Annotated in this window: 12 protein-coding genes and 7 pseudogenes; 6 read left to right on the forward strand and 13 right to left on the reverse strand. The window is 61.2% G+C overall.

The features are described 5' to 3' along the window. Positions 1-30 precede the first annotated feature (30 nt). The 3 genes from K288_RS0143985 to K288_RS0143995 form a co-directional block, all read right to left on the reverse strand. Positions 31-669 carry an NIPSNAP family protein gene (locus K288_RS0143985; RefSeq protein WP_051335084.1) on the reverse strand — a complete coding sequence of 213 codons (639 nt, stop codon included), beginning with the start codon at positions 667-669 and terminating at the stop codon, positions 31-33. 130 nt (positions 670-799) lie between these two features. Then, complete coding sequence (locus K288_RS0143990) at positions 800-1,465, reverse strand: DsbA family oxidoreductase (RefSeq protein WP_027584960.1); 666 nt, start codon at positions 1,463-1,465, stop codon at positions 800-802. 60 nt (positions 1,466-1,525) lie between these two features. Then, complete coding sequence (locus K288_RS0143995) at positions 1,526-2,347, reverse strand: helix-turn-helix transcriptional regulator (protein ID WP_027584961.1); 822 nt, start codon at positions 2,345-2,347, stop codon at positions 1,526-1,528. A 644-nt stretch (positions 2,348-2,991) separates the two neighbouring features. Here K288_RS0143995 and K288_RS0144005 point away from each other — a divergent pair. After that, positions 2,992-3,642 carry a response regulator transcription factor gene (locus tag K288_RS0144005; protein WP_027584963.1) on the forward strand — a complete coding sequence of 217 codons (651 nt, stop codon included), beginning with the start codon at positions 2,992-2,994 and terminating at the stop codon, positions 3,640-3,642. Between the two features lie 106 nt (positions 3,643-3,748). Next, entirely contained in the window at positions 3,749-4,135 is a 387-nt protein-coding gene (locus tag K288_RS0144010; RefSeq protein ID WP_027584964.1) for a response regulator, read from the forward strand. A 34-nt stretch (positions 4,136-4,169) separates the two neighbouring features. Here the strand turns inward: K288_RS0144010 and K288_RS54470 are convergent. The 6 genes and pseudogenes from K288_RS54470 to K288_RS0144045 all read right to left on the reverse strand — a co-directional run. Beyond that, positions 4,170-4,497 (reverse strand): annotated as a pseudogene (locus K288_RS54470) (aldehyde dehydrogenase family protein); the annotation flags it as partial. Positions 4,498-5,026: 529 nt separating this feature from the next. After that, positions 5,027-5,242 carry a cold shock domain-containing protein gene (locus K288_RS52000; RefSeq protein WP_084800157.1) on the reverse strand — a complete coding sequence of 72 codons (216 nt, stop codon included), beginning with the start codon at positions 5,240-5,242 and terminating at the stop codon, positions 5,027-5,029. Positions 5,243-6,028: 786 nt separating this feature from the next. Beyond that, a complete protein-coding gene (locus K288_RS53425) occupies positions 6,029-6,850 on the reverse strand; it encodes an ABC transporter ATP-binding protein (RefSeq protein ID WP_051335087.1) in 822 nt (273 codons plus the stop codon). Positions 6,851-7,168: 318 nt separating this feature from the next. Then, a pseudogene (locus K288_RS55455) lies at positions 7,169-7,435 on the reverse strand (ABC transporter substrate-binding protein); the annotation flags it as partial. Between the two features lie 4 nt (positions 7,436-7,439). Beyond that, positions 7,440-7,904, reverse strand: a complete 465-nt coding sequence (locus K288_RS54475; protein WP_201449833.1) for a hypothetical protein — start codon at positions 7,902-7,904, stop codon at positions 7,440-7,442. Between the two features lie 28 nt (positions 7,905-7,932). Beyond that, a complete protein-coding gene (locus K288_RS0144045) occupies positions 7,933-8,850 on the reverse strand; it encodes a TauD/TfdA family dioxygenase (protein WP_027584968.1) in 918 nt (305 codons plus the stop codon). A gap of 658 nt (positions 8,851-9,508) precedes the next feature. Here K288_RS0144045 and K288_RS49295 point away from each other — a divergent pair. Continuing rightward, a pseudogene (locus K288_RS49295) lies at positions 9,509-10,838 on the forward strand (LLM class flavin-dependent oxidoreductase). Positions 10,839-11,638: 800 nt separating this feature from the next. Here the strand turns inward: K288_RS49295 and K288_RS49300 are convergent. From K288_RS49300 to K288_RS0144065, 3 genes and pseudogenes are all read right to left on the reverse strand, one after another. Further along, positions 11,639-12,482, reverse strand: a pseudogene (locus tag K288_RS49300) (ABC transporter ATP-binding protein). After that, the gene (locus tag K288_RS0144060; protein ID WP_043162583.1) at positions 12,479-13,285 is read right to left on the reverse strand and encodes an ABC transporter permease; all 807 of its coding nucleotides are present in this window, start codon (positions 13,283-13,285) and stop codon (positions 12,479-12,481) included. The pseudogene K288_RS49300 and the gene K288_RS0144060 overlap by 4 nt, the downstream one beginning before the upstream one ends. A gap of 3 nt (positions 13,286-13,288) precedes the next feature. After that, on the reverse strand, positions 13,289-14,674 hold the full coding sequence (locus tag K288_RS0144065; RefSeq protein WP_244443506.1) for an ABC transporter substrate-binding protein: 1,386 nt from the start codon (positions 14,672-14,674) through the stop codon (positions 13,289-13,291). A 432-nt stretch (positions 14,675-15,106) separates the two neighbouring features. Between K288_RS0144065 and K288_RS49305 the strand changes: the two are divergent. Beyond that, a pseudogene (locus tag K288_RS49305) lies at positions 15,107-15,807 on the forward strand (Crp/Fnr family transcriptional regulator); the annotation flags it as partial. On the opposite strand, the pseudogene K288_RS55460 reads toward K288_RS49305, so the two are convergent. Then, positions 15,802-15,993: pseudogene (locus K288_RS55460) on the reverse strand (IS21 family transposase); the annotation flags it as partial. The pseudogenes K288_RS49305 and K288_RS55460 overlap by 6 nt on opposite strands. 901 nt (positions 15,994-16,894) lie before the next feature. Here K288_RS55460 and K288_RS55465 point away from each other — a divergent pair. Both K288_RS55465 and K288_RS52010 read left to right on the forward strand, forming a co-directional pair. Further along, positions 16,895-17,086, forward strand: a pseudogene (locus K288_RS55465) (MATE family efflux transporter); the annotation flags it as partial. A 175-nt stretch (positions 17,087-17,261) separates the two neighbouring features. Next, positions 17,262-17,437 (forward strand): sigma-70 region 4 domain-containing protein (locus K288_RS52010; RefSeq protein WP_201449757.1); only part of this gene is annotated, 176 nt, incomplete at its 3' end.

A 17,437-nucleotide genomic window follows, 5' to 3' on the forward strand; every position in this document is an offset into this window, starting at 1 on the left:
GGCTACGGGTCATGGCGCTCGTCCTGCCCCTCACTTCAATGGCGAGTGAGGTGCCGGTAGCATGATGGTCGAGTGCATTTCGTCGAGCAGCGGGCTGCCCTTGGCGAGGAATGCCTGCCATGCCGGATCTTTCAGGGCATTCGCGCGGGCTTCAGCGCGCGCATTGAGGCTGGGATAAGCCCAGATGTGGCAGACTTCGTTCGGTTGCCCCGCCTCGGTCTGCCAGAGGCCGACGATCTTGGAGTATTTCTCGCGCGCCGGAAGCGCCTCGGCGAGCGCTTCGAGCCATTGCCTGACGGCGCCGCCTGGCTTGGCACGGTAGTTGCGCAGTTCGTAGATATTGCCCGTCGACGCCGGAGCAACCGGTGGCTTCACAGCGTTGAGCAGGCGGATATCCTGACGCTGCAGCAGTGGGCGGATCAGCGGAATATACTCGCCGGTCCAGCGCTGATTCTTGGCGAGCTCCGCGCGCAGCCTGCTCCGCTCATCAAAATCCTTATAGCTCCAGAGGTGCATGACCTGGTTGAGCGGACCGATCTCGGTCGTCCAATAGCCTTCGAGCTTACCGTAGTCATCCTTGCGGATGTCGCGCGACACGGTACTCGCTGCTTTGACCATCTCGCCGACGGTCCCGGGCTTCACCGTGTAGGTGCGGAGCTCATAGAGCATGACGTTCTCCCAGTTTTCTTTTGATGTTTTTATCAGCCCGTAGCCCGGGTGAAGCGCGGCGCAACCCGGGACTCTCGAAGACGCTGATGCAGGCGTCCCGGGTTGCGCTACGCTCCACCCGGCTACGGCGTTACTCCGCTGCCTGCGCGTTGATCTCGGCCGAAACCTGGCGGATGGCGCGGGCGAGTTGCTCGGCTGGCTGCGCGCCGGAGACCGCATATTTCTGCGCGAACACGAAGGTCGGCACGCCGGAGATACCCTTGTCGGCCGCCTCCTGCGCGTGTCCCGAGATCAGCGCGACATCTTCGTCGGTTGCAAGGCGCTTGCGCACGTCGTCGGCATCGAGCCCGACATCGGCCGCTGCCTGCACCAAGACGTCGATGTCGGTGAGGTCGCCGCCGTCGCGGAAGTAAAGCTCCATCAGCCGCTGCTTCATCTCGGCCGCCTTGCCCTCGGCTTCCGCCCAGTGGATCAGGCGATGGCAATCGATGGTGTTGGGCTGGCGCTTGACGAGATCCGGGCGATAGGTCAGCCCCTCCTCGCCCGCGGCGGCGACAACGCGCCCGGCGATGCCCTTGTAGGCCTCGACCGAGCCGAACTTCGCGGTGAGATACTCATCGCGGCTGATGCCTTCGCGCGGCACCCAGGAATTGAGGAAGAACGGCCGCCAGTGCACTTCGACCGGTACATCCGGCACCAGCGCGAGCGCATTCTCGATCCGCCGCTTGCCGATATAGCACCAGGGACAGACGACGTCGGAAACGATGTCGAGGCGAAGCGGCTTCAGCGTGCTCATCGGGCGTTCCTCCGCTGGAAAGACGCAGAGATAAGCCGCGAAGGGAACCCCGACAAGCCGCTATTTCATGGCGTCAGCCATCTGCTTTAGCCGCTCGGCGGTTACATCGTCGGCGGGAAAGAAGGTTTCCAGTGCGAGTTCCGACAGCGTGATATCGACCGGCGTGCCGAATACCATGGTGGTGGAGAAGAAACTCAACACCCCGCCATCGTGGCGCAACTTGAGCGGGATCGCGACATTGTCCGGCGGCAGCGGTCCCGAACGCGCCGGGATCGGATAGCTCTTCAGGTCCTGGTAAAGCTTCAGCAATTCCGGATCGGCCGTCGCCTCACATTGCCGGTGCAGCCGCTCCAGGAGATGTCCGGTCCATTCGGCGAGATTGACCGTGCGCGCCGCCAGCCCCTCGGGGTGAAAGGCAAGCTTGAGGATGTTGAAGGGCTGGCCGAGCAGGCGCTGCGGAATGCCCTCGAGCAGCGGCGCCACCATGCGGTTGGCGGTGACCAGATTCCAGTGGCGGTCATAGGCCAGCGCCGGGTTCGGTTCATGCGCCTTCAACACCAGGTCGATCGCCTGCCGCGCCGATTTCAGCGCGGGATCGTCAAGCGAGCGCTGCGGGAACGCCGGCGCGAAGCCGGCGGCGACCAAGAGCACGTTGCGTTCACGCAAGGGCACCTCCAGCCGTTCGGCCAGCTTCAGCACCATCTCGCGCGATGGCGCGGCGCGGCCGGTTTCCACGAAGCTCAAATGGCGCGCCGAAATATCCGCTTCGATGGCGAGATCGAGCTGGCTCAGATGGCGGCGCTGCCGCCATTCGCGCAAGTGCTCGCCGACATGGATCGGCCTGGTTGGTTCGGCCCGCGCCGTGGATGCATGTGCGTTCATGGCCGGAAAACTACCACGCGACTTTCGCCCATTCCATTACGTCGGAGGTAATGGATATTGACAGCTAATTGCCTGAAATTACTAAAGTTTCTTTCGCTAACTCGGACTGATACCAACACAAATACCAACAGTTCAACTTCCGACAACAAAATCTTGGCGGGTCGCTTGGCCAGCGGAATTGGAGGTTGTGCCCCGCCCCTCACCCGCCGCCACTCGCTCGGACTGGGCCAGTGCGCTCGTGACGGGCATCTCTTGCAAAAGCGACGATCCAGCGCGAATTGCTTCCGGTATCGGGAACGCCTGTCGAGGAAACGCACTCGCGTCGTCCGAGCAGCGCACACATCGCGCGTTCACACAGATTACGGCAGAGCGGCAGGGCCTCGATAGGCGAGGACGCGGCGGAACGCGGGCCCACATTATGCTTGGATTGGAAACGAATTGCCCATGTAGTTGCAAAGTGCTCTACTCGCCTTCGGCTGCAATGAGCCGGGATATCCTTCGATGAGCGATTGTCAGATCGCGAAGTTTGGGAATTCGGCCGCGCAATCCTTGCTCGGCGGCGTTGGTGCGTTTCTGATGCTTCCGAACGAGGGACGCGGTGCGACATTCCACATTGCCCTACTCCTGAATCTAGTGGATGCACCGTGAGCGAGCGCTCGCGACCGCCCCAGACGCAAGCCAACGCAGGTGAGCCGATCGTCTTTGTCGTCGACGACGATCCGGCGATGCGTCGCTCGTTGACCAATCTGTTTCAGTCGGTCGGGCTCAAGGTTGAGACGTTCGCCTCGGCACCGGAAATGCTGCAAACCAAGCCGCCGGAAGTTCCCAGCTGCCTGGTCCTGGACATCCGCCTGCCCGGGTTGAGCGGTCTCGACCTGCAAGCGGAGCTCGCCAAAGCCGACATCCACACGCCCATCATCTTCATCACCGGTCACGGCGACATTCCGATGACTGTCAGAGCCATGAAGGGCGGCGCGGTCGACTTTCTCCCCAAACCGGTGCGGGAACAGGACATGCTCGATGCGGTCCGAGCCGCGATCGAGCACGACCGCAAACGTCGTGAGCTCGAGAGCACCATTTCCACACTGCGGGCCCGCTTCCAGAGCCTCTCGCAGCGCGAGCGCGACGTCCTTGCCCTGGTTGCGTCAGGACTGATGAACAAGCAGGTGGCTTCGGAGCTTGGTTTAGCCGAAATCACCGTGAAAATCTACCGCGGGCAGATCATGCGCAAAATGGGCGCGAGGTCGCTGGCCGATCTCGTGAGAATGAGCGAAGTGCTCGGGGTTTCGCGCTAAAGGGGGCATACAAACCTAAGTATGCTTTTCAATCCTGCTCCGCGGGCCCACTTTCCACTGGGCAGCCGCACTGCGGCAAGCGAATCCCTGATCACGAGCAATCATCTTGTCAAGGCCTCCTGTTATCTCCGTCATTGACGATGATTCCTCCGTCCGGCTCGCGACGAAGAACCTTCTGACGTCGCGGGGATTGGCCGTCCACACTTTTGCCTCCGCGGACGAATTCCTCCGCTCAGCGGAATTGAACGATACGTCCTGCGTGATTACGGACGTGCAGATGTCGGCGATGAGCGGCCTTGACCTGCTGACGCATATGCGCAGCCTTGGCAATCGTACGCCGTTCATCTTGATCACGGCGTTTCCGAACGATACGGTGCGCGCCCGCGCGCTACAGGCCGGCGCCGTCTGCTTTCTTGCCAAACCGTATGCCAGGCTGGCGTTGATCAAATGCCTGGAAATCGCGCTGAAGGGATCGGACGGCACAAGCGCGTGAGGCTCAGCCCTCTTACGCTCATCTTGCTGCCTCTGAAGCGGTTGAGCGAGCGATCGAACAGGGTTTCCGTCGCAAGGGCCGTCAGCGGGTTAGAGCTCATTCTCTCGGATGACTTGCAGACGATGCTGTTGTCGCAAATCAGTGCCAGCGCCGCGTTCCAGGGCCAAACGGCGACGGGAAGTTAAACGCCGAAATGATTCCGGTGACGCCGAACGGATGCCAGCCTTCTATCATCCGGTCCTGACTGCGCTCCGTTGCGAAGGTGAGGCCATACAGCTGGCGTGACAGACCACAGCGAAGTCGCAGATATCGATCATCTCCTGGACCTCGCCAAAGCCCTCTGATGCAACCTTGCCGGCTTCGAAGCCAGCGTGTTGACGCGCAGTTCCTCGAAGAAGGCGGACGAGTTCGCCGCGTTTCGGAGCGAGGATTTCTATTTGAACGTGGGCTCGGCCTACGCGAGATCGGCAGTGCCGGGCCTGAACCCAGCAATCGTGGCCAATGCGTGGTTCGGCCACGGTGGAAAAGTCAGTCCGTCCCGCTGAGTGCCAAAATGGCTCGTCGTTGTCTGAGTCGTCGAGTCCGGCGCACGGGACGTGATCATCCCGCCCTATCATCGATCAAGTGCTTCAGCATGGCCTCGCAACCATTCTCGGCTTCCGCAAAGGTGCGGAACGGTGATCCGCCCACTCTGACGGCAGCCCCGTTGAAATGGATGGGGCGCCAAGAAGCGGCAAAGCCGGGCCGTCCGCGAAGTCCAGGACCGCGACTACTCTCCTTGCTGATCACGAACGAAAAGCTGCCGCTGCTCGCGCTCCAAATTTCCAATTCACTCACTGGATTATGGATGCGGTGGAAGTGTAGGGTCATTTGCATCCACACACCGAGGCTTCAGTGGCGGCCGGACACAATCCGAACGTTGCGAGCCTGTAACTTTCGTGTCTTCCGGTCGGCGCCCATCTCAATCAACCCGCCCGTTTTCCGCAAGTGTGATGCCAAGAGGCAGGGCTGTGATGTGGAAAAGATGTCCTCGCCGCCGTCATCTGGCCGGATAAAGCCATAGCCTCGATCGGCAACAAATTTAGTAACTGTACCCCTGCTTTTCATTTCACGTCCAGAAAAATGCGATTGTTGCCACTGTCTCGCAAAAGCGGATTGTGACCGGGCTCCCCTTAGCAGACCCCTGCAGGGATCTAATTGTCCTAGATCAAAGACTGTGCGCGTATTTGCTGATAGCGTCACCACAGCGCAAGACCGAGACAAGGATTCCTTCGCTCAAGAGTAAAGGATGCATTTCGTCAAGCTGCTACCTCCCGCTAAGCAGGCGTTATGGCAAGCAAGCGGCTGAGCGTGCGGGCGCTGCTGTTCTTTGGAGGCGCCACGCTCACGCTGGTGCCCACAATCGTGACCGCAACTCTTATACGGCTGCCCTGCAGCAGCGCGGCGAGAAACTGCAGCTTGAGAAACTGAAGACCAGGGGCGAATTGATCGCCAATCTCCTGGCGCGCCGGCTTTACGGAGTCTGGATGGAGGTGACACGGTTCGCCACCAAGATCGATCCAACCGACCCTGCAAGCGCGCGCGAGCAAGTTCAGTTCATGAGCCGCTCGGTAGCCGCTACACTTGGCTCGGCGTTGCGGATGTCAACTGCAAGGTTCTGACGGCCACAGATGGAATGCTCGAGGGCGTAACGGTCAGGCAGGGACCGTGGTTTGGGCGCGGCCTTCCCACACCGACAACAAGACGATAAGCAGGAGGGAACGGTGTCCGAACGCGGATAATCCGCACGCGGCCGCACTGAGATGGCTGACGATTGGCGATGGCCGGCGTTCCACAGCGGACATGGACTTCGGACGCCCACGCGCAAGCTCCAGCAGCGTCAGCGTCTCCAGGCTAGACATGGGCGACCTCATTCACTTCCCGATTCACGCGACGCGCGTTAACACCGCCGCTCAATTGTCCTTGCTGCGCCTTCTGCACTTCCTCGCGAAGCCGGCTCCAGATCTCGTGTCGCACATGGCCGAACTCCGGCAGCACACGCATGTCCTCCGCCTCGCTGCGCAGTGACTCCGGAATGTCGATGACCTGCTTTATCCGGCCCGGCCGCGAGGTCATCACCGCCACGCGCTGGCCGAGCACGACGGCCTCGTCGGTGCCGTGGGTGATGAAGACGACAGTCTTGCTGGTGGCACGCCAAATCCGCAGCAGTTCGCCCTGGAGCGTCTCGCGTGTTTGCGCATCTAGAGCGGCAAACGGCTCGTCCATCAACAGCACCTCCGGATCGTAGGCGAGGCTGCGCGCGATCGCGACGCGCTGCTTCATGCCACCGGGCAGCTCGTGCGGATAGCGGTCGGCAAAACCGGACAAATCGACCAGGTCGAGGAAATGCCGCGCGATCTCCTGCCGCTGCCGTGCCTTGAGCCCGGCAATGTCGAGCCCGAACTCGACATTCTCCGCGGCGGTGCGCCAAGGAAACAGCGCGTATTGCTGGAACACGATGCCACGGTCGCGGCCGGGTCCCGTGATCGGCCGACCGTCGAGCAGGATGCGGCCGCTGGTCGGCGTTGTCAGTCCGCCGAGCAAATCGAGCAGGGTCGACTTCCCGCAGCCGCTTGGGCCGACCAGGGCCAGGAACTCGCCGGAGCGAACCTCTAATGTAATGTCCTCCAGTGCCGTGAAGCGGTACGGCGGACGGCCGCCCTCACCTCGCGTCACGAATTCCTTGCGAACCCGCTCGAGCGTCTTGCCGGGACGGAAGTAATTGAACGCGTTGGTGTAGGTATCGGAGGCCTTGATCTGGCCCGGCTTCAACAGGCCGTCCTTCTCCAGCAAGTCGATCCACACCTGGATCTCAGCGTCCGAGATCACGCCGCCCTTGGTAGCAACGCCGGTGCTCTTCCAGTATTTGATCGGAGTGGCGTCCTCATTCCGTTTGCGCTCCGCGATGATGCGTTCGAAGCGAGCGCGGACCTCTTCCGGCGGAGTCGTCTGCGCCCAAGCGATGGCGCGCGACACGCCTTCGATCAGCTTGCGGGAGGCGTCGGGGTTGTCCTTGATGAACTTGTCCCGCAGGACATAGGAACCGCCCGTGAATTTGCCGAACAGATCGGTATCGGCAAACAGCCTGCGGATGCCACCACGTTCAAGTGCCTTGTCGCGCAACACACCGTTCAGAGTGGTCACTTCGACCTGGCCCTGGCGCAATACCTGCTCGCCGGTGACTGGCGGAATCGCCACCAGCGTCACCTGCTTGGCCTGTGCGGGCGTCAGGCCGTTGCGGGCCAGATACTCACGCAACACGAATTCAAGGTGAGCGCCGAGCGTATTGACCGCAACCTTCTTGCCGATCAGGTCCGCGCGCAGTCCTGATCGGGCTGTCCTCCTTTACGTAGTAGCCGTTGTAGGTGTTATCATCAGATCCGTAATAGCCCACGACGGCCTTGATCGGCGCCCTTGCCGCGATCAGCTTGAGGATCGCGCCATAGAAGGCGCCGCCAATGTCGATATCGCCGGAGACCACGGTCTGGATGTCCTGCGGGCCGCTGATGGTGTTGCCGACCCATTTCAGCTTCAGCGGCGCGAGATAGCCGAGGTCGTCGGCGAGCTCGATAAATGTCACCTGCCCCGCCCAGCCCTGATAGCGGATTTCGGTCTTCTCGAGCGGCGGCTCGGCGAAGGCCGGGGCGGCGAGCCCCATCGCGAAGACTCCGGCAAGCAGCAGCCGCGCGGCGAGGTGCCGCGCACGAACAAATCGAAACAGAGGGTTCATTCTGGCAAATCCTGTCAAAGAAGCGAGATCAAGCGGCCTTGGCCGTTTGCGGTTTCGAGGTCTTGACGCGGGTCACGCTGTAACGGCCGTCGACGCTGCGCGGCACCTCGCCGTCGATGGTGGCGCGGCGGACGACGCGATGCTGATCGCCATAGTCATTGACTGCGTAGTGCTGCGTCGCGCGGTTGTCCCAGATCGCGACGTCACCGGTCCGCCAGGTCCAGCGCACGGTGTTTTCCGGCGCCGTGATGTGGGACTGGAACAGGTCGAACAGTTTCTGGCCGTCAAATTTCGGCAGGCCGACGAAGCGCTGGACGAAATTGCCAAGGACGAGCGTGCGCTCGCCGGTGTCGGGGTGGACGCGCACCACCGGATGCTCGGTCTCGTAAATGGTGCCGGTGAACACCTCATCGAAATGCTTTTGGTCCGCCTCGGTCGCGCGCGTCTTCACGGCGTAGTCATAGGCGTTGCTGTGGACTGCCCAGAGCTCGTCGGCGAGCTTGCGCAGCGGCGCCGGCAGGTCGAGATAGGCCGCCGCCGTGTTCGACCACACCGTGTCCCCGCCGAAAGGCGGGATCACCACGCCGCGCAGCACCGAGATCTTCGGATAGGCGTCGACGAAGGTGACCTGGTCGGCACGGCCACCGCCCCGGCCCGAGTCGAGCTCCAGGATCGACGACGTGCCCTTGGTCGCGCCGACCGTCGGATGGGGCACGAGTTTTCCGAGGCGGACGGCGAAGCGCTCCTGCTCGACATCGTCGAGATGCCCCTGGTCGCGGAAGAAGATGACCTTGTGCTCGAGCAGCACCTGGTTGATCGCGCGAATGACGTCGTCGGACAAATCGCCGGACAGCTTGATGTTTTTGATCTCGGCACCGATCCGCGCCGCACGCTTGATGATATCAGCGCGGGGAATGACGTTATCGATGGTGGTCGTATTGCTCATGATCGTGGTCTCTCGTTGCGATCTTCTGGCCAAAGCTCCGGCATGCGCCGGTCGCACGGGCGGCGGCAGCAGAGAGTGATGGGTTAATTCCTGGCTTTCGGTCCTGGTGGGCCGCGATTCGCTCCGGCGGCGGCTAGATGGTTCGCTGCACAGGAATCCCGGCGGTATAGCTCTCCGCCATCGTGTCAGCCCAGCACCGCGCGCAGAAGCCGAGATCATTCGGGCTGCTTAGCGAACGACGAGTGGATCGGATTGCCGCATGGTGAACGACCTCGCTTGAGCGTTACAGATCGTAAAAGCGATCGCGGTGCAGTCAATGAAACGAAACCAGCTTTGTTTTTCGCGGCGAGCAATGTTCGCTTCGTTCGTCACGCGGACACGGAAATATTTGCGATCATGGCCTCTTATTCGACCGCTTTACGCGCCCGACAGCACGCAAAATAAAGCCAGTCGGCTCACGAAACAGCAGGACTCACAGGCTTTCTTCATCAGCACCAGCGCACTCATCTCCGATCGACGATGAGAAGGTTCATGCTTGCATACCCTGCAACAACGCAAGTTCATTCCATCGACAGCTTTGCGATCCCCGACATAGAGTCGAACGAAACCACAAGAGCGACACTGACATCCGACAACGACAAACATTTGCGAGCCGGCCATGAGCAAACGGCAACTTTCCCTCAACTTCTTCATCTATCCGGACGGGCATCACGAGGCGGCCTGGCGTCACCAGGCTTCAACAACGAGCCGCATTCTCGACGTCACCTACTACCAGGAGCTGGCTCAACGTGCCGAGGCGTACAAGTTCGACGCCGTCTTCTTCGCTGACGGCCCGGCGCTGGCGGACAATGTCCGCTACGCACAGCGGTTTCGGCTCGAGCCGATCACCCTGCTTACCGCGATCGCGTCCGCCACCAAGCGCATCGGACTGATCGCGACCGCGTCGACCACCTATACCGAGCCCTACAACCTCGCGCGCTTGTTTGCCTCGCTGGATCACATCAGCGGTGGGCGTGCGGGGTGGAACATCGTGACAACGAGCACGCCGCAAGCGACCCAGAATTTTGGCCTGCCCGAGCACCCTCCCCATCATGAACGCTATGAGCGGGCGCGGGAGTATCTCGACGTCATCACCAGGCTCTGGGATAGCTGGGAAGACGACGCGCTTGTCAACGACCCCGTCTCGGGCATTTTCGCCGACACAAACAAGATCCACACGATCGACCACATCGGAATGCATTTCCGTGTGCGCGGTCCGCTCAATGTGTCGCGGCCGCCGCAGGGCCGGCCGGTCTATGTCCAGGCCGGCTCGTCCGACGACGGACGAGCCTTTGCCGCGCGTTTCGCGGAAGCCATCTTCACCGCGCACCAGACCCTGGCGAGCGCGCAAGCGTTTTATGCCGACATCAAGCGCCAGGCGCGCGCGTTCGACCGCAGTCCCGATCAGATCAAGATCCTGCCCGGGATCAGCCCGTTCATGGCCAGTACGCAGGTCGAGGCTGACCGGCTCCAGGAGGAGTTCAATGCGCTGATCCAGCCGGAATTCTCGCGCACCCAGCTCCGCCAGATGACCGGTCTTGATCTCGCCGGGTTCGATCTCGATGGCCCTTTCCCGCGCCACCTGATCGACACCAGTGCCGCCCATGGTGTCGCCAGCCGCTTCAAGCTGGTTGTCGACATCATCGATCGCGAGAAGCCGACGATCCGTCAGCTCGTGCAGCGGCTTGCCGGCGCACGCGATCGCCGGCCCGCCGGAAAAGATCGCCGACAACATCCAGACTTGGTTCGAGAATGGAGCGGCTGATGGCTTCAATGTCATGCCGCCGTGGCTGCCCGGCGGGTTCGACCTCTTCGCCGAGCAGGTCGTGCCGATCCTGCGCAAGCGAAGCCTGTTCCGTCACGACTACACGGGGGCCACGCTGCGCGACCACTATGGCCTGAACCGGCCGCCCAGCGTGTTCTCCAGCTCCATTCAGGCGATCGCGTGATTGCCTGACATTCGCGGCAGGCGACGACCCAGTTTAGTTCAGGTCATGCTCCCCGGCATGAAGCAGCGGACGACTTCAGAGGTGGGTTCGCATACTGGCCGTCATCACGGGCCTGCGCGGAACCTTGTCCGATCGCGATGGTGACGAGCAACCCAAGCGCCTGAAGGATCCTAAGCATCTTCGCCTTTCGCGCAGCGAATGTCCCAATGGCAGCATGCAAGCGGCGGCAGCGCCGCCGTGCCGGCTTGTCGGTGAGCAGCTCCCGGGTTGTGTGCCACCTCAATTACTCTGATGGGATATTGCCCCTCGCGACGTGCCCGGCGATCGTTGCGCCGACTCGCGCGCGCGGCGTCAGCACTGCGATCTGATGTGGAGATGCCGGCATTCCACCGAGCATAAGCCGTGGAACGGGCGCCTGCTCCTCTGCGTTGACCGATGCCCGTGCCGCAAGCTGGTTTGGCGTGATCTGGCCGGGTTTGCGAGTACGCTGCTAAGCATCATTCTCGTACGCGATCCCCCTTCCCTCGTATCCATCAGCCATTGGAGATTGCTGTTGGTGGTGACCGAGCATGCCTGTTGTGCCCATGCATCACCTCCATTTCGTTTCGGCAACACTAGACCTGCACTTCCGCTCGTATCGTGCATTTTTTGGGGGTGATCTTGCAGCATTGCTGCGCTTGCGCAGGCAATCGGCGGCAATGCCGAGCCGCTGCGATCGCCGCGACCGATAGCAAAAATTGTCCGCAAGCGAGCCCGGAGGTCCGCCGCCGGGCTTCGCTTTTTTCCGTCATCACTAAATTCTAGCCGGCAGGTATCCCGAGCGGGCTCAGACGAGGCAGCGGCGCGGCGTTGTCGGGGCGTCGCAACAGGTTGAGCACGTGGCCCTTCAGGCGCACAAACTCGCTCTCGGTGACAAGCTGAGCGTTCCTGGGCCGCGCAAATGGCAAGCGGATATCGTCGATTACCCTCCCGGGTCTTGCGCTCATGACGATGATCCGATCGGCCAGGAACAACGCTTCCTCGATATCATGCGTGACGAATACGGTCGTTGTCGGGATCTTCGTCCAGATCTCGAGCAGCACCTCCCGCATCATGCTGCGGGTCTGCGCGTCCAGCGCGCCGAACGGCTCGTCCATCAACAAGACCCGCGGCTGATTGATGAGAACCCGAGCGATCTCAACCCCGCTGCTGCATCCCGCCGGAGAGCTGCGAGGGGTAGAAGCCTTCGAAACCTTCAAGCCCGACCAGGCGTAGAATTTCGTCCGCAGCCCGGCGCCGCTCGGCCCTGCCGATGCCACGCATTTTCGGCCCGAAGGCGACATTGTCGCGAACCCGCTTCCAGGGAAACAGCGTGTGCTGCTGAAATACGATTCCGCGATCCGGACTGGGGCCCAGAATCGTTTGAGCGTCGAGGGCCAAATGTCCGCTCGTCGCCTGCAGATGTCCGGCCAGCGCACCGAGCAAAGTCGACTTGCCGCAGCCGGACGGACCAAGGATGCAGACGAGTTCGCCCGGGGGAACCGTGAAGTCGAGATCGCGAACAGCCTCGAAGGCCTTCTCGCCCTCGCCAAGCGAGATAGAGACATGGCTGACGTCGATTCGTCCTACGGTCTTACTTGGGGGATCCGATACCCGAATGTTCATCGCGCGACCGCCGGACGCCGCCAAGGCATCAAATATTGTCCGAGCGCCGTCAGGAGCCAACTGCTGCCCATGCCGAGCAGGCCGATGACCAGCATACCGACGATAATGTCGGCGTAATTCTGCAAGGTATAAGCCTCCCAGGTGTAATAGCCGATTCTGAACTGGCCGCTTATCATCTCTGCCGTGACGAGGCAGAACCAGGACGTGCCCATGCCGATGGCAAGGCCCGTGACGATGCTGGGCGCTGCGCCTGGCAGCACGACCTCCCGCAGGATCGCGGCGGGCCTGCCGCCGAGGCTACGCGCGGAGGCGACCAGCCGGCGGTCGATATTGGTGACGCCATGAACCGTATTCAGGATGATAGGGAAGAGCGCGCCGATGAAGGTGATGAAGATCATCGACAATTCCGAGGACGGGAAGACCAGGATCGACAGTGGGATCCAAGCTACCGCCGGAATCGGCCGCAGCAATTCCAGTGGTGGCAGTAGCAGATCGCTGGCAGCGCGCGAGCAGCCGATTGCGAAGCCGAACACCACTCCGATGACGACGGCTGCGCCATAACCCGCGAACACCCGCCAAAGGCTGCTGCCGACATGCGCCATTAGTTTTGGAGATCTCAGGAGGACGATCGCGGATTCCGCCACCTCTGTGGGAGGCGGCACGTTGCGGAACGTCACCACGCCAAGATTTAGATGCAGCGACGAGGCGAGCTGCCACAGCGCGATGCAGCCGAGGATGGAGAAGCCTCGAACCAGCCAACGCATTACCGGCAGTCGGTCAGGGCTACGGCCGGGGGCAGCCATCGGTCATCGGCTCGCCACGATCGCTTCGCGCGCGCCGGCGTAATCGAGCACATGGCCGCCATGAGCCTTCGACCACCTCTCGGCCCCCTCCTTCAGCAGGAAGGCATTCAGCTCGCCATTTGCCGAGCGTACGAACCATGCCTGGCTGGCGAACAGCTTGATGCCACTTTCGCGATCCTGTGCATACACGACGCGGATAGTTTTGCCTTCCTTCTCGAGCCCGGCGAGTGCCGTCAAGGCGTTTTCCGGCGAAGTGTAGTGACGGACCCTTGGTTCGTCCTTGACCCAAATCTCCGCGACCCGGCTGAAGTCGGTAATTTCAGCCCCGGTGGCCGCGTCCCTGGCCTTGAGCGGAAGCTGGGCATAGTTCTTCAGTTCGGCATCGTAATCGCGGCCGGCTTGCGAAAGTGCGATACGGATATACTTGTCGGTCACTAACTGGTTGATGTCGAGGTCACTGTCCGCCCGCTTGAGCGTCTTGATCGAGGTCGCAACTGCCTGGCGATATTCGTCCTTCCAGGTCAGATCGCGGGTCTGAAGGCCGAGCGGCCCATGGAAAAGATAATCCACCTCGGCCTCAATGCCGGTCACCCTCGCGATCACTTCGCTGTATTTTTCTGGCTCCTCGGTGATCAGACGATCAGCCTTGATCGCCGCTCGCAGGTAGGCGACGACGATCTCCGGATACTTCTGCGCATATTCGGCATCGACCAGGGAGCCATGAAACGTCGGCGCATTGGCTTGGGAGCCATCAAAGATCTTCCGCGCGTAGCCGCGCCACGGGAAGAGCTCGGCGAACGGGACAAAATCAGCGTGCGCCTCGATTTTGTTGGCTTGCAGCGCGGGCCCCGCCACCTCCGGCGCCTGCGTGATGATCTTGACGTTGGTTTCAGCGTTCCAGCCTTTCGCCTCGATGGCGTGCAGCAGCATACCGTGCGAGGTTGACGCGAAGGGGACCGAGATGGTCTTTCCCTTGAGATCGTCGATCGATCGCACCGACGAACTTGCCGGCACCACAATGCCGTTGCCGCTGCCTTTGGTGCTGCCGGAGAGCACGCTGATGAATAGGCTGCGGCGGCCGGCCTTCTGAAACGCCACGCCGTTTAGCGAGCCGGGGAAGTCCGCCATCGCGCCGAAATCGAGCTTGCCGGCGACCATCTCGTTGGTCAGCGGCGCGCCGCTGGTAAAGTTCTTCCACTGGATGTCGTAGGTGACATCCTTGTACTTGCCCTCGCGGGGCAGGAGCTTCTCGAGCAGTTTCAGCTCACGGATCAGAAGTCCGCCGGTCGCGCAATTGATTGTCGTATCTTGAGTGCCGACCGCAACGCAAATGGTTTCGGCCTGTGATGCGCCTGCCAAGCCAAACGTCACAACTGCAATGGCCACCATTCTCGCAAATTGGAAAGAGATCATCCATCATCCTCGATCGGTAGTCGCCGGCAGCCCGCGGCCAGCAGGGATTGCGGACTATTGGATCGAAGACATCTAGGCTGAAGCAATTACTTGCATCGGTATGCTTCTCCGGCCTCGCCGTGATTCCGACGCAATCGCCGATCGAGCACATCAAATGATTTTCTCGCCCCGGTGAGATCGGCAGCTGAAACATTTCGAGAGCGCGCCATTTACGTATCGGCTTTGCTAATTGAATCTTGACCTGCTCAAAGAAGTGGACTTTGCGCCTTCATCGTCCTTAGCTGTCGCAAAAATTAGGACAGCTAAGACACAACAATGACCACACTCAAAGAGGTCTCCGACGCGGGGTCTGCCGCGTTGGTGAACCGGACCGGCGGCACCGCGCACCTGTGTTGGCGCAATAGTGACATGCCAGCGATTGAACCCGCACCGCGCGCGTCTGCCAGCACGTCCGCGCTTTTCATGAGCGAGTCCATCGAAGGGCTGAACGTCGGCGCGCAATTTCTCGACCGGCTCTCGGCCGAGTAGAAGGTGCAGGTGTACACCGCGGGGCGCACCCTCTTGGCGCCGCAAGGCGGCATGGTGTTCAGTCAGGGCGATGCCCATGACGGGGTGTTCATCATCCGGCGCGGACAGGTGCGGGTCTATTACACGGCGCCCTCAGGCCGGGAGATTACGCTGGCCTACTGGACGCCCGGGCACTTCATCGGCGGCCCTGAAATATCGGGCGGCGGCGTGCATATGTGGTCCGGCGTGGCGATCGAGGATTGTGCGATCACGGCGCTGCCGGGCGCAACACTGCAAAAGCTTCTGGTCGAAATGCCGACCTTTGCGCTGGCACTGATCGATGGGCTGATCGCCAAGGGCAAATGCTACTCGTCCATGGCGCAGATGCTGGGAACCCGCTCGTGATCGAGCGGCTGGCGCAGTATCTCCTGAATCTGTCGGAGCTTTACGGCATTCCCGACGGCGATACGCTCATCATCAACCGCAAGGTCACCCACGACCAGATCGCCGCGATGGTCGGCTCGACGCGGCAATGGGTCACGATGATGCTGAAGCGCTTCCAGGCCAAGCGTATTATCGCCATCGACGCCAGTGTCATCCGCGGCCTCGGAGCCGGCGGTCACCCCGGGGGAATTTGCCTCCGCCGCTCGCCGGGCCGCGAACATCGCCTGATAGCGCCGGATCGTCTTGCGGTCGACCCCCGTCAGCCGCTCGATCTCTCGTTGGCTTTTCTGGCGCTCAAGTAACGTAAATACGGTGCTTTGCAGGTGCGGCTTCAAGACGTTCAACTCCCCGGCCCCTCTTCCCTAAAGGGGACGAAAATAAACGTCCTGCTACGCGCTTTGCGGCCGATCAGCCGCCCAGCCAGCCGGAATCAGGTGGGGGAGTTTGAGGTGACCACACCCGGGGAAATTTGACCGACCGTCCGGGATCCAAAATCCGCAGCAACCAACGGCTCTGCACCGCGTCCCTAGCAATCAGTGTGCTGCAAAAGGGGTGGTGCGAGTGTTGCTTAAAGAATGGCAAAACCTCGTGCTTCGCGCTGAGGCGGCGAGCTACGCGCCAGCCTTACTGTCGGATGTCCTACATGCACGTCTTTAACCCGACACGGCTCACCACAACAACACGGACCGTCAGTGAAGCGATCGCGTCTGGTGCCGTTGGAACGTGTTTCCGCAACCACGATCTCGGTGGGCGATCGCACGACCAGGGTACCAAACGACTTTGCAGCGGCCATCAATGTGGATCTTGCGAGCTTGCCATCTACGGCTGCTGAATCGCGTCCCCTGATCCGGAACTCCAAGAGGACATAGAGGACGTCTGCTCTCTTTTTTGGTTTCGGCCCAAGCACACAAGGGGCTCTTGAGGGGCTTGAATCGCACGTAGCGTTGAATTGTACGATCTCGAAATCAAGCGATGTCTCTGGCGCAGAAGCTTTCAACGAGTAACAAGAATGGCGAACGCTCCACTTGATATGATTGCAGTCGAACCAATACGATCCGGCATAGCCCCCGGTGTTTATCGAAATTCGCTAGAAACCGGCACCAATGGAGGACAGGAGCTCGCGTACGCTTCGCTGCCAACGCTGGATAGTGGGTCCGCATCGTGCGCCGTCGCGAGCCAGAGCGGAAGCAGGTTGCTCTCAGTGAAGCGGCTTGCTTTACAAGAAGCCAACCAAGCAGAATCTCTATGGAAAAGATAACCGAAGCAAATGCGACGTCCCATTTGCGGTATGGACTGCCAAGATGGATAGCTTGCCATCACCTCGCTGTCGAGCTCGGCGAAACAGCGAGACTCGCGTTCCCAATGGCGCTGACTCAGCTCGGGCAAATCGCGATGATGACGACCGATCTTGCGTTCATTGGACGGATCGGCGCCGAAGCTGCATGTTTCGCGGGATCGTGAGCACGGATTTCAGAGCATCGTGAGCAGAGATTTCAGACGATCGTGAGCATGGATTTCGCGGGATCGTGAGCAATTTTTGAATGGCTCAGCCCGCTTCGGCCGACAACTCAACCGGCTTAGGAACTGCCTCGTCAGTGAACGAGGAAGGCCGATGCCCACCCAGAGATTGTCGATGCGCCGGATCAAAGAGGTTCTCCGCTTAAAACATGTTCAAGGCTTGCCGGAGCGAGCCATCGCGCGCACCCTGGGCATCAGCAACGGTGCCGTACACAGCTATCTGCGCCGAGCCGGGGCTGCCGGGCTGAACTGGCCGTTGCCGACGGGAAT

It is taken from the genome of Bradyrhizobium sp. Ai1a-2, from assembly GCF_000426245.1.
In the GTDB taxonomy this organism is placed as follows: domain Bacteria; phylum Pseudomonadota; class Alphaproteobacteria; order Rhizobiales; family Xanthobacteraceae; genus Bradyrhizobium.